Source organism: Methanoregula sp., from assembly GCF_023227875.1.
Taxonomy (GTDB): Archaea; Halobacteriota; Methanomicrobia; order Methanomicrobiales; family Methanospirillaceae; genus Methanoregula.
The window spans coordinates 1-16,403 of the sequence record NZ_JALOCH010000011.1 but is presented as its reverse complement, the minus strand read 5'-3'; the positions used below and the strand labels follow the sequence as shown (position 1 = coordinate 16,403).

15 protein-coding genes and 3 tRNA genes are annotated in these 16,403 nt (G+C 57.3%); 9 read left to right on the top strand and 9 right to left on the bottom strand.

What is annotated here, in order from left to right:
* Nucleotides 1-12: 12 nt before the first annotated feature.
* The 3 genes from M0R30_RS11255 to M0R30_RS11245 are packed head-to-tail and all read right to left on the bottom strand — an operon-like array spanning nucleotide 13 to nucleotide 2,224.
* Entirely contained in the window at nucleotides 13-924 is a 912-nt protein-coding gene (locus tag M0R30_RS11255; protein ID WP_292546913.1) for an ATP-binding cassette domain-containing protein, read from the bottom strand.
* Between the two features lie 3 nt (nucleotides 925-927).
* Entirely contained in the window at nucleotides 928-1,734 is an 807-nt protein-coding gene (locus tag M0R30_RS11250; RefSeq protein ID WP_292546911.1) for a CbiQ family ECF transporter T component, read from the bottom strand.
* A 34-nt stretch (nucleotides 1,735-1,768) separates the two neighbouring features.
* Nucleotides 1,769-2,224, bottom strand: a complete 456-nt coding sequence (locus M0R30_RS11245; protein ID WP_292546910.1) for a metal-dependent transcriptional regulator — start codon at nucleotides 2,222-2,224, stop codon at nucleotides 1,769-1,771.
* Between the two features lie 170 nt (nucleotides 2,225-2,394).
* Between M0R30_RS11245 and M0R30_RS11240 the strand changes: the two genes are divergently transcribed.
* Nucleotides 2,395-2,925 carry a hypothetical protein gene (locus tag M0R30_RS11240; protein ID WP_292546908.1) on the top strand — a complete coding sequence of 177 codons (531 nt, stop codon included), beginning with the start codon at nucleotides 2,395-2,397 and terminating at the stop codon, nucleotides 2,923-2,925.
* Nucleotides 2,926-3,066: 141 nt separating this feature from the next.
* Here the strand turns inward: M0R30_RS11240 and M0R30_RS11235 are convergent.
* Nucleotides 3,067-3,140: transfer RNA gene (locus M0R30_RS11235), tRNA-Ile, on the bottom strand.
* A gap of 134 nt (nucleotides 3,141-3,274) precedes the next feature.
* Between M0R30_RS11235 and iorA the strand changes: the two genes are divergently transcribed.
* From iorA to M0R30_RS11220, 3 genes are read left to right on the top strand one after another with little or no spacing between them, the layout of a single operon-like run.
* Nucleotides 3,275-5,044 (top strand): indolepyruvate ferredoxin oxidoreductase subunit alpha, encoded by a 1,770-nt coding sequence (gene iorA / locus M0R30_RS11230; protein ID WP_292546906.1) that lies wholly within the window; start codon nucleotides 3,275-3,277, stop codon nucleotides 5,042-5,044.
* Complete coding sequence (locus M0R30_RS11225) at nucleotides 5,041-5,625, top strand: indolepyruvate oxidoreductase subunit beta (protein WP_292546904.1); 585 nt, start codon at nucleotides 5,041-5,043, stop codon at nucleotides 5,623-5,625. Before iorA ends, M0R30_RS11225 begins: the two co-directional genes overlap by 4 nt.
* Nucleotides 5,626-6,342, top strand: coding sequence for a site-specific DNA-methyltransferase (locus M0R30_RS11220; RefSeq protein WP_292546902.1), 717 nt, complete (start codon nucleotides 5,626-5,628; stop codon nucleotides 6,340-6,342).
* A gap of 508 nt (nucleotides 6,343-6,850) precedes the next feature.
* Here the strand turns inward: M0R30_RS11220 and M0R30_RS11215 are convergent.
* The 3 genes from M0R30_RS11215 to M0R30_RS11205 all read right to left on the bottom strand — a co-directional run bounded on the left by M0R30_RS11215 (nucleotide 6,851) and on the right by M0R30_RS11205 (nucleotide 8,746).
* Nucleotides 6,851-6,934, bottom strand: a tRNA-Ser gene (locus tag M0R30_RS11215).
* A gap of 35 nt (nucleotides 6,935-6,969) precedes the next feature.
* Nucleotides 6,970-8,055 (bottom strand): RNA-guided pseudouridylation complex pseudouridine synthase subunit Cbf5, encoded by a 1,086-nt coding sequence (locus tag M0R30_RS11210; protein ID WP_292546900.1) that lies wholly within the window; start codon nucleotides 8,053-8,055, stop codon nucleotides 6,970-6,972.
* A 1-nt stretch (nucleotide 8,056) separates the two neighbouring features.
* Nucleotides 8,057-8,746 (bottom strand): uroporphyrinogen-III synthase, encoded by a 690-nt coding sequence (locus M0R30_RS11205; protein WP_292546898.1) that lies wholly within the window; start codon nucleotides 8,744-8,746, stop codon nucleotides 8,057-8,059.
* Between the two features lie 87 nt (nucleotides 8,747-8,833).
* On the opposite strand from M0R30_RS11205, the gene M0R30_RS11200 reads away from it, so the two are divergent.
* The 4 genes from M0R30_RS11200 (at nucleotide 8,834) to M0R30_RS11185 (ending at nucleotide 12,302) form a co-directional block, all read left to right on the top strand.
* Nucleotides 8,834-10,048: a tripartite tricarboxylate transporter permease gene (locus tag M0R30_RS11200; protein WP_292546896.1), complete on the top strand. Its 1,215-nt coding sequence runs from the start codon at nucleotides 8,834-8,836 to the stop codon at nucleotides 10,046-10,048.
* Between the two features lie 61 nt (nucleotides 10,049-10,109).
* Nucleotides 10,110-10,973 (top strand): NOP5/NOP56 family protein, encoded by an 864-nt coding sequence (locus M0R30_RS11195; RefSeq protein WP_292546894.1) that lies wholly within the window; start codon nucleotides 10,110-10,112, stop codon nucleotides 10,971-10,973.
* On the top strand, nucleotides 10,970-11,593 hold the full coding sequence (locus M0R30_RS11190) for a fibrillarin-like rRNA/tRNA 2'-O-methyltransferase (RefSeq protein WP_292546892.1): 624 nt from the start codon (nucleotides 10,970-10,972) through the stop codon (nucleotides 11,591-11,593). Before M0R30_RS11195 ends, M0R30_RS11190 begins: the two co-directional genes overlap by 4 nt.
* Nucleotides 11,586-12,302, top strand: coding sequence for a DUF1614 domain-containing protein (locus tag M0R30_RS11185; protein WP_292546890.1), 717 nt, complete (start codon nucleotides 11,586-11,588; stop codon nucleotides 12,300-12,302). The genes M0R30_RS11190 and M0R30_RS11185 overlap by 8 nt, the downstream gene beginning before the upstream one ends.
* Before the next feature lie 74 nt (nucleotides 12,303-12,376).
* Here the strand turns inward: M0R30_RS11185 and M0R30_RS11180 are convergent.
* Nucleotides 12,377-12,449 (bottom strand) — tRNA-Gln (locus tag M0R30_RS11180).
* Between the two features lie 77 nt (nucleotides 12,450-12,526).
* Nucleotides 12,527-13,252 (bottom strand): thymidylate synthase, encoded by a 726-nt coding sequence (locus M0R30_RS11175; protein WP_292546888.1) that lies wholly within the window; start codon nucleotides 13,250-13,252, stop codon nucleotides 12,527-12,529.
* A 574-nt stretch (nucleotides 13,253-13,826) separates the two neighbouring features.
* Between M0R30_RS11175 and M0R30_RS11170 the strand changes: the two genes are divergently transcribed.
* The coding region (locus M0R30_RS11170) for an MEMAR_RS02690 family S-layer glycoprotein (RefSeq protein WP_292546886.1) at nucleotides 13,827-16,403 on the top strand (2,577 nt) is incomplete at its 3' end.

Sequence of the window (16,403 nt, the reverse complement as noted above, 5' to 3'; positions counted from 1 at the left end):
AAAAATTTGGGCTCATCCCAAACTTTTCCCGTTTCCATTACCTGCAGACTTCTCCAGCAGCGTGACCAGTTCCGTTCTCGTGAGGGGTTGTTCATTTGAGACCATCCCTATCCCCCGGCAGTATTCGAGCCAGGTCATCACCGTATCCGGCAGTTTCAGCCCCGCCTCTTCGATGAGCGCGGTATCGTAAAAGACTTCCCGCGGGCTACCTTCTGCATAGATGGCGCCGTTCCTGACAAGGCAGACCCTGTCGGCAATACGGGCTGCGAGTTCGAGGTCGTGGGTCGCAATCACCACACTAATGCCAAACCGTCTCTTGAACTCGATGATCAACCGCTCGATCATCGCGCTGTGGACCGGGTCGAGGTCAGATGTAGGTTCGTCCAGCGCTATGATCCGCGGTTTCATGGCGAGGATGCCGGCAATGGAGACCAGTCGTTTCTGCCCCCCGCTCAGGTAGTTGGGCAACTTGTGGACAAGGTCCGCTGCTCCGACCGCTTCGAGCGCTTTCATGGCTTCCGCTTTTGCCTCTTCCGGTGATAATCCCAGGTTCAGTGGCCCGAACATCACATCATCAAGGACCGTGGGGGCAAAGAGCTGGTCTTCCGAGCGCTGGAACACGACTCCTACCTCTTTCCAGAGGTCGGCACGTTCACCCCGGGCAATCGAGCGGCCGTTGATCACGATGTCCCCCTCTGAAGGGAGGAGGAGACCGTTCAGGTGCTCGATCAGCGTGGATTTTCCCGACCCGTTCGGCCCGCACAAGGCGACGATCTCATCTTTCATGACATGGAAACACATCTCGTGGATCCCGACACTCCCGTCGGGATAGATGTGGCTTGCACAGTCAACGTGGATCAGTTCCCGTCCGGGATCGACATGGTTGCAGTGCTGGTGGTTCGGGTCATGGCGCATGATCGTCATTGCTCACCACCCCCCGGCGTGTGGTACCAGCCACATCATCATAATCACGGCAAGGCCGGATATGCAGAGCAGGCCGTATTCTGCAATACGGGGTTTCGGGATGGCGGTATGTGCCGCAAATGTGCCGTTATATCCCCGCGATGTCATCGCTTTCTGGACCCGCTCCGCCTGCTCGAAAGAGCGTATGAAGACGAGGCCGAACACCCCGGCAAAGAGGCCCCCCTGGACGCGAATGGATCGGACGAGGCCCCCGCCCCGGGACCGCACTGCCTTGAGTATGGATGCGGCCATGGCGAGGGTCAGGAACAGGAACCGGTACGCGAGGAGAAAGATCTGGTCGAGCGGGGATGGGAAGATCCGGGAGATCATGGCGGAGAAGTGGGCGTACTTCGTTGTCATCAGGAAGAAGAGCGAGAAGGTGACCGAGATCAGGGCTTTGATGAGCAGGGTGATGACGAGCAGGATGCCCAGGTCTGTGAGCGTGAGGACAAAACCCCCTATTGTAAACGAAAGCACCGGGACCCCCGGCTGGTTCCATGCCATAATCCCCACGAGCGAGAGTACAAAAACAACCGGCATGGCATACCATGCAAGGATCTTTCTCATGGGGAGGCCGGTCATGAAACAGGCGATGAGGATCGCAGCATACATGGCGATGAGGATCACCAGATTGCTGGTAAGCGTGATCATCATGACGATAAGGATAAGCAGGATAAACTTCGTCCACGGGCTCGCCCGGGAGACCGCGGAGTCCTGTCGTTCCCCATATGTCGTGATGAGATCGATGTCAGGGATATGTTCAGAGATCATTGCCGCACTCATGACAGGCCCCCGGTTGCGTTCTTCATTGGTCCCTTCCCCCTTTGTGGTGTTTTACGGTGGCCATGCACCCGTCATCGTGGGTGATCTCACCGCAGATGCCCTGTTGTGGATGGCCCATTGCCCGGCACATGGTGTCGACGGCGTCCCGGGAGATGAAGCTCTCGAAGCGCGACACCTCGCAGCAGGCCTGTTCGTGGGAGAGGCCGTTCCTTACGAATATGAGGCTTAAGATGCGGTGGCGCTTGACGAGGAATCCTGCGTATGTCTTTCCATTGTCGGTAAGGGTGACACCATGGTAAGGTGTATGCAACAGGTACCCGGCGTCTGCAAGCTCCCCGATGGTCTTGGTGATCGTGGAGGGATCGACGCCGAAGTGCGAAGCGATCGCGGTTGTCCGGACGGCACCTCCCTGTTCGGACAGGAACTTGAGGTATTCCACCTTCCTCGGTGTAAGTTCGAGTCCCTCCTCGGCTTTCATGTACGTGGATTTGATGGCATCCAGAATAAAGTTTGGCCTCGCCCCAAATTCTGTCCTGTCCGGGATCATCACCGGATAATGCGGAAAAACCGGAAACGAGTGATTTAATAGCCGCCGCATGAACACTTCTTATCTCCCGGCATATATGTCACGGAACATGGTGAACGATAATGGACGAAATTGAGAAAGGGTTTGAGGCCCTGATGAAGAAGATCGAAAAATCGCACGAGAACGAGAAGGCGTTGACCGTGCAACTGAAAGAGAACGATGCGAATCTCCTGAAAAAGATGGCTGTTTCTTCTTTGTCCGTCGTGAAGATCGTGGGTCTCAACATGCTGAAGATGGGAAAACAGGATACCAAGGGAGAGATCTACGACCCTGCGTATTATCCCCAGAAGATGATCATCCTCGGGAAATCCGAGCCTGTCGCCTTCCGTCCTGACAACCCGTCAAAGACCGTCACCGACCAGTTCTGCGTCCTCTCGTCGGAGGGGGACTTCTTCGAGCTGATGTACAGCTTCGACGGGTTCCTGACCGATTCCTATCTCAACCCGATCGATGCAAGAAAGGCGCTGGATCAGTACGGGTATGATGTCATGTTCATGCTTTACCGGGCAATGAAGGACTATCTCCAGGGAGAAGAGAAACTCCTCGACTCCCTTGAGACCGTGATCGGGTACGTGTTTGCAAAAAAAGCGTGAGTTGAACCGGCAACCGGTATCTCCTTTTTTGCTCTTCTTTCGTTACGTAGTCCTACTGGAAACCTGAATGCGTCGTATCAGGACACGAATCATTCCAGATGCGGGAAGTGGCATTCTTATTAAAAATGCGAAAAACGAAGATGGGCCCGATGTGATTCGAACACATGACCTCCCGGTTATCAGCCGGGCGCACCACCTGGCTATGCTACGGGCCCGATTGTTGCCTGATTTTACCCTAATTACTACTCCATCAGAGTTTTTATAGGTTGTGAATCCACAAGCGAACTACAAACACCTTTAGATAGGGATATGTGTAAAAAAATCACGGTAAGTACACGGAACTGGGATCATGGAACGAAAATATCTCCTCGGGAATGAAGCAATAGCGCATGCCTGCCTGGAATCGGGTGTGGACTTTGTCTGCGGCTACCCCGGCACGCCGTCATCCGAAGTCATCGACACCCTGCGGGCACAGCCGGAACGGTCGTACTATCTCGAATGGTCAGTAAACGAAAAGGTGGCGCTGGAAAACGCCCTCGCCGCGGCCTGGTGCGGGGTCCGCGCACTCTGCACTATGAAGCACGTGGGGCTGAACGTGGCGGCCGATCCGCTGATGACGAGCGCCTATACCGGGGTGACCGGGGGCGTCGTCATCATGAGCGCGGACGACCCCTTCGCCCACAGTTCCCAGAACGAGCAGGACACCCGCTGTTATGCGCATTTTGCGCGGGTGCCATGCCTCGACCCCGGGAGCGTGCAGGAAGCCCATGATATGATCCGGTCGGCATTCGAACTTTCCGAGGAGTTCGGCCTTCTTGTGATCTTCCGGCCCACGACCCGCATCTGCCACTCGAAAGGCGATGTTGAACTGGGGCCTGTTGTTGCAGGCTCGCGCAAAGGCGAGTTCCACAAGGACCCGCGGCAGTATGTGGTGATCCCGGCCCACACCCGCGTCCTCCACAAGAAACTCAACGAAAAGCAGCCGGCGATCCGGAAGCGGCTGGTCGAGAAGGGGTTTAACCGGTACGAAATCCGGGGCAAGATGGCGATCATCGCGAGCGGTATCGCATCGTCCTACGTACAGGAACTCCTGCCTGAAGGGGTCTCCTTCATGAAGATCGGAGCTTACCCCCTCGATGAGGAATGGCTCGGGGAGTTTGTCCGGAAGCACGAGAAGGTACTGGTGATTGAGGAACTTGCTCCGGAGGTCGAGGAGACCGTCCGGCAGGTCGCGGGCGGTGTCCCGGTCTTCGGGAAGAAGAACGGATACGCGCCCTACGAGGGAGAGTTATCCCCGGCTGCCGTTGCAATGATCATGGAGAAGGCAGGATTCCTGAAGAAGAACCCGTTCGTGCCATCCGTGCCGGTCCAGAACCTGCCGGTGCGGCCCCCGATCCTCTGTGCAGGTTGCCTGCACCGCGGGGCATTCTACGCGATCAGGAAAGTGTTCAAGGATGCAATCTACCCAAGCGACATCGGGTGCTATACGCTCGGACTCCAGCTTGGTGTCGTCGATACTACCATATGCATGGGTGCGTCTATAACGGTCGCGAGCGGTATCGCCCATTCCGGCGAGACCCGTGACGTAGTCTGCACGATCGGCGACTCCACGTTCCTGCACACCGGCATACAGGGACTGATGAACGCGGTCTACAACGGGGCAAACATGACCGTGGTCATCCTCGACAACCGGATCACGGCAATGACCGGCCACCAGCCAAACCCGAATACCGGTCTTACCGCATGCGGCGTGGAGACACCCCCTGTCTCACTTGACGCGGTCTGCCGCGCCTGCGGGGTCAGGTTCGTGGAGACCGTAGACTCATACGATCTCACCGATATGGTGAACGTACTTCAGGAGGCGAAGAAACGCACTGGTGTGAAAGTGATCATTGCCAGGCAGATGTGCGTGATCTCCGCCCGTCGCGCCGGTGTAAAGCGTGGGAGGTATACCGTTGACCCCGATGCCTGTACCGGGTGCGGTACCTGTGTGCGGTTCGGCTGCCCCGCAATCGAATTTGCGGACGAAAAAGCCCGGATCAACGAGCTCTGCAGCGGCTGTGCGGTCTGTGCCCAGCTCTGTCCTGTCGGGGCGATCATACGGGAGGGGAAGAAATGACCGGCAGTTACGACATCCTGATTGTCGGTATCGGCGGCCAGGGCACGATCCTTGCATCCAACATCCTCGGGGAGTCCTGCCTCATCGAGGGCCGGCAGGTCAGGGGCGCGGAGACCCACGGCATGGCCCAGCGCGGTGGTTCGGTGGAGAGCCACATCCGCATCGACGGCCAGTACGGCCCCCTCATCACGCCCGGGCAGGCTGACCTGCTCATCTCGTTCGACCTGCTCGAAGCGCTCCGTTATTCCCACTTCCTGAAAAAAGACGGGAAGATTGTCGTGAACCGGCACCTCGTGCTCCCGACATCGGTCTATACCCAGAAGCTTGCGGCCCCCACGGAAGAGGAGATCATTGCTGCGCTGAAGAACCACGCACTCTGTCTCCTCGATGCAGACCGGATCGCAACCGAAGCAGGGAGCCCCCTCTCCCAGAATGTGGTGATGCTCGGGGCGGCATCCAAGTGGATACCCCTCAAACCAGAGACGCTCCTTGAATCGGTGAAACGGCTTGTCCCCAAAAAGACGATCGAGATCAACGCGAAGGCATTCGGGATGGGACGGGCTGCCGGCGGGAAGAACTGAATGAGGAAGAAGCTGGGCGCATTCCGGGAGGACACCCTGTACCAGGGTGATGCGCTCGCACTTCTCCCGAAGATTCCCGAAGGTTCCATTGACCTGATCGTCACCGATCCCCCGTTTGCCATCGACTTCCGGGCCCAGCGGCTCAACTACAACCGGAAAGGGTCGAACGTCATCGAAGGGTATAGGGAAATTCCGGAGGAAGAGTATGGGGAGTTCACCCGTGCGTGGATGGTGGAAGCGGCCCGGGTGCTTGCCCCGACCGGCAGCATGTACCTCTTCTCCGGCTGGAACCGGCTCCGGGATATCCTTGAAGGAATTGATGCAGCAGGGCTGACCACGATCAACCACCTGATCTGGAAATACCAGTTCGGTGTCTTCACGAAGAAGAAGTACGTGACCAGCCATTACCATATTCTCTTCGTGGTGAAGGATCCGAAGCAGTACACCTTCAACAAGATGGATCACTATCCTGAGGACGTCTGGGTGATCAACCGGGAGTACTGGAAGGGCAGGAAGAAGACCCCGACAAAACTCCCCCCGGAACTGGTCAGGAAGATCCTGATGTACTCCAGCAACCCCGACGACCTCGTCCTTGACCCGTTCCTCGGTTCCGGAACGGTGGCCGTCGTGGCGCAGCAGGAAGGCCGGCATTTCCTCGGGTTCGAGATCGTGCCGGACTATCTTGCATTTGCCAACGAGTGCCTCCAAAAACGCTGAATGCAGCGGTAACGATTCACCGGATGTTATGGATCCGGTTCCGAAATGTGCCTTTTTTTGGTCTGAACGCAAAAGGGGGGGTACCCACCCCTTCCGGGATCCCGGGCCGGATCCGGCGCCAGGGATCCCCCCGCCACTGAGGGGAGGGGTACCCACCCCCCTGGGTATGGGAGGGGGGACTACCCCCCGTGTCTGCGAACTCATTTCCGCAGGAAAATTGCCTCTCCGTCTGAAGTTCCGGGAGAACCGCTGCCCGTGTGCGTGCAACCAAGGGGGGGTGGGTACCCCTCCGGAGCATGAGGGGTGGGTAGGGAGACCCCCCTCCGGATTTTAACGTGGGGGCAGGGGGGATCCCTACCACTAAGGGAGGGGTGACTACCCTCCCCCCTCCATGATGCACAAGTGTGTACGTTCTCCGACGGAATGGGGTGGGAAACACCATGCCTGGTTATGGCAAAGGTGTGGGGGGAGGGGGTACCCCCCCTTCCAGTACCAGAAAACAACAAAACGCTGAGGGGGGGAATTGAACCCCCGAGGCACTTTCGCACCACAGGCTTTCCAGGCCTGCGCCCTACCGCTAGACTACCTCAGCAAAAAGTGTATCCTATTTGTTAGCCGGGGCTTTTTTTAATGGTATCTCTTCTTCTGGCCCCGGTCATCAGGTTTTAGCCCGGGTTTACCGAACGGTTTTCGGTCCGAACGCCGCTCCTGCCTTCCCGCTGGACGCGGGCCCTGTATCCCTCCCGTTTTATTCTTGGCTTTCTTCTTATCCGACTTTGGTGGGTAGACCTTGTCAGACTTGGTCCATCCGCGGGGGTAGGTGCCGGGTGCCATGAAGACCGCGGTTGGTGCGATGACGAGCCCGGTGTCACCGGGCTTGAACGAAACGGAGGGCACCAGTGTCTGCCCGAGGCAGACAAACTCCTTCTTCTCCGAAAGGACGGCAACAGTCTGGCCCTTGCCAAACTCCATGCAGCTGACCACGCCGACTCCTGCAAGCGAGGCACCATGGCAGAGCGCATCGATCGCTGCGTCGCGGACAACCACGATCGGCAGCTCCGGGACCGCTGCATCGACGGACACAACCATGGCTTCGAGGGCAGAACGGTCGCCATCGCGGGCAGCGACTGCCGCGTCCTGCACATCGTAGAGTGTGTACATCGACTCTTCGGTGAATGTCCCCGACCGCGTGCGCCGCAGCTCCTGCATATGCCCACCAACGCCCAGTGCGAGCCCCATGTGGTGGCAGAGCGACCGGATATAGGTGCCGGCCTCGCACCGGGCGCGGAAGAGGACGAGGCGGCCGTCAACATCGAGGATCTCGAGCTCCTGGATCTCCCGGATGCGGAGGTTCCGCTTGACCGCGCTCTTCCGGGGCGGGCGCTGGTACAGCCTGCCGGTGAACTCCTCTGCGAGTTTCCCGATCCGTTCCCGGTCAACATCGCCGTGCAGCCGCATCAGGCAGATGTACTCCTTGTCGTGCTGGAGGAGGAGCGGGGCGAGACGGACGGCGTTGCCGAGCATGATGAGCAGCACGCCGGATACGGCAGGGTCGAGTGTGCCCGAGTGACCTACCTGGCACCCGAGCATCTTCCCCACCCATGCAGCAACCTCGTGGCTGGAAGGGCCCCGGGGTTTATCAATAACGATGATCCCCGCCTTGTTCCAGAGGTGGACTGGTTCCTGTCCCTGAAGTGCGGTATGGAGCTCCATATCAGTGTCCTCCCAATCGTGCGAGATAATCATTCAGTGCCTTTAATGATCCCTCGAGCGATCCATCCCCCACAACCGTGGGAACCGTTCCTCCTGCCCGCATGGCTGCGGCGGTGATGTCGCCAATAGCCATCACGAGGAGGCCGCTGCGGGGAGTCCAGCGGGCTTTGGTATAGGACATCGCACTCGTGAACAGGGCCGCGCCGGCCTGCCCGAGATCGAGCGGTTCCCCGGTCGGTTCAAGCCCGTAACACCGGAACTCGTGCACGATCCCCTCCGCTGCCGTGATTGCACCGAGGAGTTTTGGATTGGGCACGTCTGCCCGTGGGATGCCGATGTGTTTTCCCTTGATCCAGTCGCCCAGGTACGGCACGAAGTCCCGCGAATAGAAACCCGGCAGGGTTTCGCATGTGATGTCGTGTTCCTGAAGTTCCTTTGCCGTCTGGGGGCCGATCGCGATTACCCGCGAACGGGAGGTAAGGCGGGGGGCAATGATCTTTGCCGGAAGGGCGCTCGTAAAGAAGATGCAGTCGAACGTTCCGCTCTCTGCCTCTTCGATGAATCGCGCGATCTCGTCCTCATGGATCTCTGAGCGGAGCGGGTGGACGCTGTAGCACGAATGGCCGTACTCGCTGCAGCGCGAGGCATCGCTCTTCTCCTTTCCTTTCAGGCGGGTAACTGCAATCTTCATGGGGATGCTGCTTCGTGATAGTATTCGCGATATGATGATGGTATGCATTTCGGTTGACTTATATCCGCAGTTTCATATATTTAACCAATGATTGAGATCCTGCTTGGCACTATCCTCGGCATAATCCTCGGTACCATCAGCGGGATCATCCCCGGCGTGCATGCAAACACCCTTGCCGGCATCCTCCTGGGCCTTCAGCTCGCCCTCATTGCAGTGCTCGGACCGGTCGCACTTGCGTGCACCCTGTTTGCCGCCCTGATCACGCATACGTTTGTCGATGCGGTCCCCTCGACATTCCTTGGGATTCCTGACGCAGACACCTCCCTTGCCGTCCTGCCGGCACATGCCCTCTGCCTCGAAGGCAATGGCGAGGAAGCAGTGCGGATCGCGGCGCTCGGGAGTGCCTGTGCGATGATCATCGCAGTCCCGCTCTCGATCCTCTGCTTTCTCCTTCTGCCTGCACTCCAGCCCTACTTCGACTGGTGGATCGGCATCCTGCTGATCGCAACGGTGGGCTATATGGTCGCCACGAGCGAGGCGCCCGGCTGGGGACTTGTAATCTTCTTCGTTTCAGGTATTCTCGGGCTGTTTGCCCTGCGGTATGCCTTCCTCGGGTGGCACACCCTTGCGGGAGGCAGCGCGATCCTGATGCCGCTCCTCACCGGGCTCTTCGGGATCTCGGTGCTCCTGACGGCATCGCGGGGGATTGTTCCGGCTCAGCAGTTCCAGGGAATACGGATGGATGACCGGACCATGGTGAAATCATCACTGCTCGGAACGGTTGCCGGTGTTGCCGTAGGATGGCTTCCCGGGCTGTCGACGGCATCGGCCAACGGTGTACTTGCATCTGTTATCGGATATGAGAAGGACCGGCGGGCATACATCCTTGCGACCAATGCAGCAAACACGGCGAACGCGTTCATCGGGCTTGCGGCCCTCTTTGCCCTGTCCCGGATGCGGAACGGGGTGATGGCAGCGCTCTCTGAACTTACCCTCCCCTCTATGAGCGAGCTGATGGTTGCCGGAGTACTTGCCGCGTGCGCAGCGTACGGCATTACGATCTGGTTCTCCCGCTCTGCCTGCCGGATCGGCAACATCGACAGCTTCGCTTTAAACCGGGCGGTGATTTTCTTTGTTGTCATCCTCTGCATAGTTCTCACCGGCCCGTTCGGCCTTGTTGTCCTCGTCCTTGCAACGGCGCTTGGACTCGTGCCCCATTTCATAAACCTGCCGAGGGTTTATTGCATGGGCGCGATCATGGTCCCCGTCATAGTGTATTCTTTTGGTATTGCATGGGTATGACGGGTGTCGGGATACCCCCGTGATATGCGATCTTTATTGCCGCCGGCGTCCATCTTTTTTCATGCAATCCTACTGGTTCGGGGACGTTGACGGGGAGGTATGCACGCCGTTTACCGGTGATGCTGCTGCCCGCGCCCGGCGCATACGCACCCTCCGGGCCACGATGGACGGGTTCATCCCCCTGGCATGGAAGGATGCCGTCGCATGCGGTGTGTGCAGCGACCGTTCCGGGTACTTCTCGGCACTCCGCGATCTCTGTTTTGCTGCTGCCGAGCAGGATATCCGTGAGCAGTATGCGGGCAAGGATACCGAGCTGCTCCAGATGGTGCGGACGCTCGACGGGATGGATGAGATGATCAACCTGCTGTCGGAGCGGGTGGCGGAGTGGCACCAGGTCCGGCACCCGGCCTTCTCCCGCAAGTATCACCGGACACCGGCGCACGTGCTGGTGAAAAGCATCTCCCAGAAACAACGGGGGGCACTCGGGAGGGTTGCCCAGCAGGTTGAGCAGCTGGCAGCAGCGAGGACCGATCTTGCCCGGGAGGTCTCGTCACGGGCAAACCAGGTGATGCCCAATACCAGTGCGCTGATTGGGGGACTGGTCGCTGCCCGGCTCCTGTCCAACGCGGGCGGGCTCCTCCCGCTCTCCCGTCTTCCGGCAAGTGCAATCCAGGTGCTCGGGGCCCGGACCGCCCTCTTTACCCACCTGAGGACAAAGTCCCCCTCCCCCAAGCACGGGATCATCTTCCAGCACCGGCGGGTGCATAATGCGCCAAAGGAACTGCGGGGAAAGGTTGCCCGTGCGCTTGCCGGGAAACTGGCGATTGCCGCCCGGCTCGATTACTTCCGTGGCGTGCTGGTGCCAGAGTTCCTCGACGGCGCACAGGCACGCATCGATCGATTGGGCGCAGGAGATAAACCATGATCCGGATTGGGGATGTACTGGTATCGCAGGGTGAAGGAGGGGTGTACAGCGAACGGATGCTCGCCGGCGCCCGGGTCTGGGACCCGTTCCGGAGCAAGCTTGCGGCGCTCTATTACGCGGGCAAAGGGGTGGAACTGACCGCGGATATGCGGGTGCTGTACCTCGGTGCGGCGAACGGGACCACGGTCTCGCACGTGGCCGACTACGTGGAGGTGGTCTACGCAGTCGAGTTTGCCCCAAGGCCGATGCAGGACCTGCTGGAAGTGGCACGCCGGCGAAAGAATCTCGTGCCGATCATGGCGGACGCGTCGCGGCCGGAGCAGTATGCCCCGCTTGTCGAAGGAGTTGACCTGCTCTACCAGGATGTGGCACAGCCGGACCAAGCGGCAATCCTCGCGAGGAACTGCGCATTCCTCCGGCCGGGAGGGCATGCGATTCTCATGCTCAAGACCCGGAGCGTGGATATCCGTAAGACTCCTGAAGAGGTGTTCCACGATACGATCGCAGACCTCGCAACAGCCGGGCTTGAGGTTGTGGAGAGTGTCTGGCTCTCCCCGTACCACAAGGACCATGCGGCCATTGTCTGCACAAAACCTGGAAGGGTGATGAGTCATGAGTAATGGCGTCCGGATGTACTCGGCCGGGCCGCTCTCGGTCATTGCCCTGATCCTTCTTATCGGGCTGGTCATTCTCATGATCCCGCTCCTCTTCCTCGGGCTCGTGGGTGTGGCATTCACCCGTCTCGGGTTCTCGTGGATCGCGGCGCTTGCCGTAGTCCTGTTGATGCTGTTTGGGAGTTTCGTGAATATTCCCCTGTACCGGATCAGGCGTGATATGATCCGGGTCGATAATGCGGCACTGCCATTTGCGGATGCAGCGAACCCTTTTGCACACCAGTCGGCTTGGGAGACCGTGGTCTCGCTTAACCTCGGAGGGGCACTGATCCCCGTTGCAGTATCGGTTTACCTGCTCTATCGTGCGACCTCCGTTCTGGGTATGGCAATCCTCCAGCCCGTTGCAATCGGTATCGTTATCGTTGCCGTTGTTGCGTGGCTGGCCACGCGTTCGATACCCGGTTACGGCCTCCGTGCGCCCCTGTTTATCCCCGGGCTTGTCGCGATTCTCTGCGGGCTCCTGCTGGCCGGTGGGGCAGGGCTTTCTGCGGGAGTGACGGCATTTGTGGCTGGTACTGCGGGTACGCTGATAGGTGCGGGTATCGCACAGATCCCCCGTATCCGGGATATGGAAATACCCGAGGTCAGCATTGGCGGTTCGGGGATGTTCGGTGCGATATTCCTTGCATGTATCCTTTCAGCCCTTATTGCATGATGCGAATTTCCGAGGGTTATGCCTGTCGGTATCAATGCAGGAATCACCGTAATACAAAACTCTGCGAAAAGAAGTAGCCCGGAGCAGATTCGAACTGCTGTCGGGGGATCCAGAGTCCCCCATGATTGACCGCTACACTACCGGGCTATGTGACCCATATTTTTTGCCGCTGTTGCTTAATTAAGGTGACGGACAAACGCCGCCCCAACCCAATTGGATTATGGTTATACGGACTTTGCCCGGTCACAGCCCTGGCAGGCCCTGCAGACCTCTTTCACTGGCCGGATACGCTTGCCCCGGTCGCAGAACGGTTCGATGTCGTGCATGTCGCGGATGAAATAGATATGGGGGATGAGCGAGATGTGGGTGTAGGTCCCGCACGGGACGCCAAGCTGGTCAGCTATGGATTTCTGGAGCTGGACGAGGGCGTACATGTTTGCACCGGCAGCCGTCAGCATGTCATTCGATCTGAAGATCACCCGCATGCCCAGTTTCCCGTCCCGCAGCACGCACTGGACAAGCTGGAGGCAGGGGCAATCATCGAGTTTTTCATCGATGACCGGGTTCCACGTGATCGCGATCGCCCGCCGCGACACTGATGACGAGCGGAGTTTTTCCACGATGTACGCGATCTGGTCGACATGAACCGGTTGCCCATCGACGGAGAGCCGTTCGCCCCAGTCGAAGAGCCGGCCGTGGTAGTCATACTCAAATGAGGCATGCGAGCCGTTCAGCAGGTCCTTTGCGTACTGCTCCACGAACTTCTGCTGGAACCGGGAGTGCGGGCTCACCATCGGTTCTGCAAGGGGGGTATCAACCTGCATGGCAATCTCTTCGAATTCGACGGTTGCTTCGGCATCTTCCGTGGTGAGCACCCAGCCTTTCTCCAGGATCATCTGGATGACCTGCTCGTGTGCCTTCCCGATGCTTGGTGCACGGATCACTCTCATATCCAAGTATTTGTTATAACAGATTGTATAACTGTTGAAATGTGGTCATGAACCTGAATCTATAGCAGGTTCATAAACCTACTACTTGGAATGTTGGGTTACTTAGAATGCTGAGATTGAGCAATGCGATATATGTGGAATGTGACAAAGTATGGATCGATAACGGTCCAATGGCTCTGTCCATTCAAATAGGCAAATCCCAATAAAAGCAATGCTTAAAAAACCAATGCGTAAGTATGTACAGTAATGTGTATAATAGTATTACAGAATATTATAGGGTCATGCGCGTGATATATACCGGTGGCATAGCAGGTATTGCAGTGCTTCATGTGTGAAAAGGGGTTGAATGCAGGACAAAAAACCCGGATTGAGGGCTCAGAATTGGAAAACAGCGCTTTTTCATGCCCCGATTACCCTGTAAAAACAACCACAAAGGATATATTGGCACTTTTACAAATACTGTTTCATATTCCGTCTAAACGGAGTATGGGGCTCGCAGAATCGTTATTCGGCATTTGTCGAACGCGGTTCTCGGCTTGCAATGTATGATGTAAACTTTGGAGGAATTGAACACATGACTAAGCGATTATCTATTGCACTCGTTGCAGTCGCTCTGTTCGTACTTCTTGCAGTTATGCCGGTCTCGGCAGTAACTTCAACCAACGCGAACGGAACGATTATTCAAGCTGGTGCAACCGTATTTATCGGTGAGGACAGTCTCAACCTGACTCACGCACTGAACTCAGTACAAACCAACTATGGGCTTGATAATGCCCCGGTGTTAAAGTCCATTGGCTGGTGGGCATCGGCAGCAGGGCTGACGACCTCATCACCGACCAAGACCCTCGTTCTTGACAACACGTACAAGGACTTCGAGGTCGCTGACACGGACTTTGTAGGGTACACCGGAAACTGGTATGTGCTCGCAGCAGATGGCAAGACTCCGTCCGACAACGCGCTGTTCAACGTCCAGGACCCGACCCTTTCAGTCGCCGTCTGGGACTGGGTACAGTCCAAGGATGTAACCGGTCTGCAGGTCCCGCAGGGTCAGCACCTGACCGTTCAGGTCAACACCAACATGCACCCGGCAACGCTGGCTTCCCAGAGGAACAACACGATCTCGTCCCTTGTCGATGGTGTCGCGGATTCCACGAGCGGTAGTGGTTATATGCCTGACGGCTCCTCTTCCAGCTGGAACAAGAACTCCACGGGTTATGCCAACGCTTCGTATTCTGAATTAATTTCAGGTAATATGTACAAAGTATACAACGGTACTGTCTTCAACAAGATGACTTACGGTTGGAACTTTACTACCTCATACTATGCGTACTACTATAACGCATCTACCGTAGGACCCGACAGCGAAAACTATCCGTTCACCGCTGGGAACTACACGGCAGACGACGATGGTATAGTAATGATGAGTACAACCGATTGGACTGCTTATCTGCATACTGGTGCAGCACCCGTAAACGGCCCCACCGCAACTGACGGATACATCACCATCAAGGTGAAGGACGAGGCAGGTGCCACGTACAGCAGCTTGATCGTTGGTGCGCAGGATGGACTGTACAATGCAACCAGCATTACCAAGCAGTTTGTCAACCAACAGCCATGGAGATTCGGGGACAAGGACAACTACTGGGTTACCGATGCAGTCGACAACAACGGCCAGTACAGTTACCCGGTTGGCACTTACAGCATCTGGGCAGAATCCCTGCTCAACAGCATGAAGGACAACTACAAGAACGCAGGCGCTGACTACACCGGCAAGACAATCTCGGCAACCGGTACCGTTAGTCTCGTCTCTGACACGGTCAAGATCGAGGCCAACAAGGACTCAGTCGTCCGTTCCAAGGCGTTCTCCGTGACGGTCACCGGTAAGCCATCTACCGACTACTACATGTGGGTCAAGGGTACCAGTGCAATGACCGGCGGCTATGATGACATGCCCCCGCAGGTCGTCAACAACCAGGCTGACGTCAACTTCGATGATGCAGTATTAGCATCTCAGGGTACGCACACGTATGGTGACTACGCCTACGAGAATGGCGCAACTAAGACCATCTGGGACGATGTTGCAAGGAACAAGACCACCGTTAATTCCTATAACAGGACCCGGTATTACGCATACATCAAGACCTCGAACTCAGGGACACGGACTGTAGAATGGACCACCAACAACTGGACCAAGGCACAGAAGTACACGATCCGTGTTGAAAACCTCTTCGGTACCGCCTACAAGAGCGACGAAGTTGATATCAACGTCGAAAAGGGCGCAGTCACCATCGTGGCAGCAGGCGACCAGTCCTACTACCTCGGCGAAGAGATCAAGTTCTCCGGTACCAACACCGAGACCTACAAGACCTACCTGTTCATGATCGCACCGAACCTTCCCGAAGACGGTGCAATGATTGATCCCGCGGATAAGGACCCGAGGAACGCAGGATCCCTGGACCCCGGTGTCGCCACCAACGTGAAGGCAGACTTCAAGGAAGTCGAAGTCAACGGTGACAACACCTGGTCATGGAAGTGGGGAACCGCCAGTTTCGCACTCGATTCAGGCACCTACACGGTCTACGCAGTGAGCCAGCCGTACAACAAGAAGAACCTTGCAAATGCGGCATACGGCACTGTTTCCGTTATCCTCAAGAAGCCTTTCGTCTCCGCGACCGCATCCCAGTCCACGGTTGCCAAGGGTGACAGGATCTACATTTCAGGTACCGCACAGGGTGACCCATCAAGTGTCCAGATCTGGATCATGGGTAAGAACTATGCAGTCCTGAAGTCTGCATCCGTCAACTCCGACGCCTCGTTCAAGTACGAAGTCAAGCAGGAAGACACCAAGACTCTTTCAAGCGGCCAGTACTTCGTGGTTGTCCAGCACCCGATGCAGAACGGCGAATTCGATGTCGCTCTCCACGCACTTGACACCACGCCAAACCCGGGCTACGTCTACAACAAGCAGCTCATCAACAGCGGCGACACGACATCCACAACTACGATCTTCAAGCTCCTCGGACAAAACAGCCTCCAGGGCTCCGATGCAGCTGAAGCACTTGCACAGGGCATCAACGACGCAAACGTCGACGATACCTACACCAAGCTCCAGTTCCTTATCGAGGAACCCCAAATCAACGTCGATGCAGTT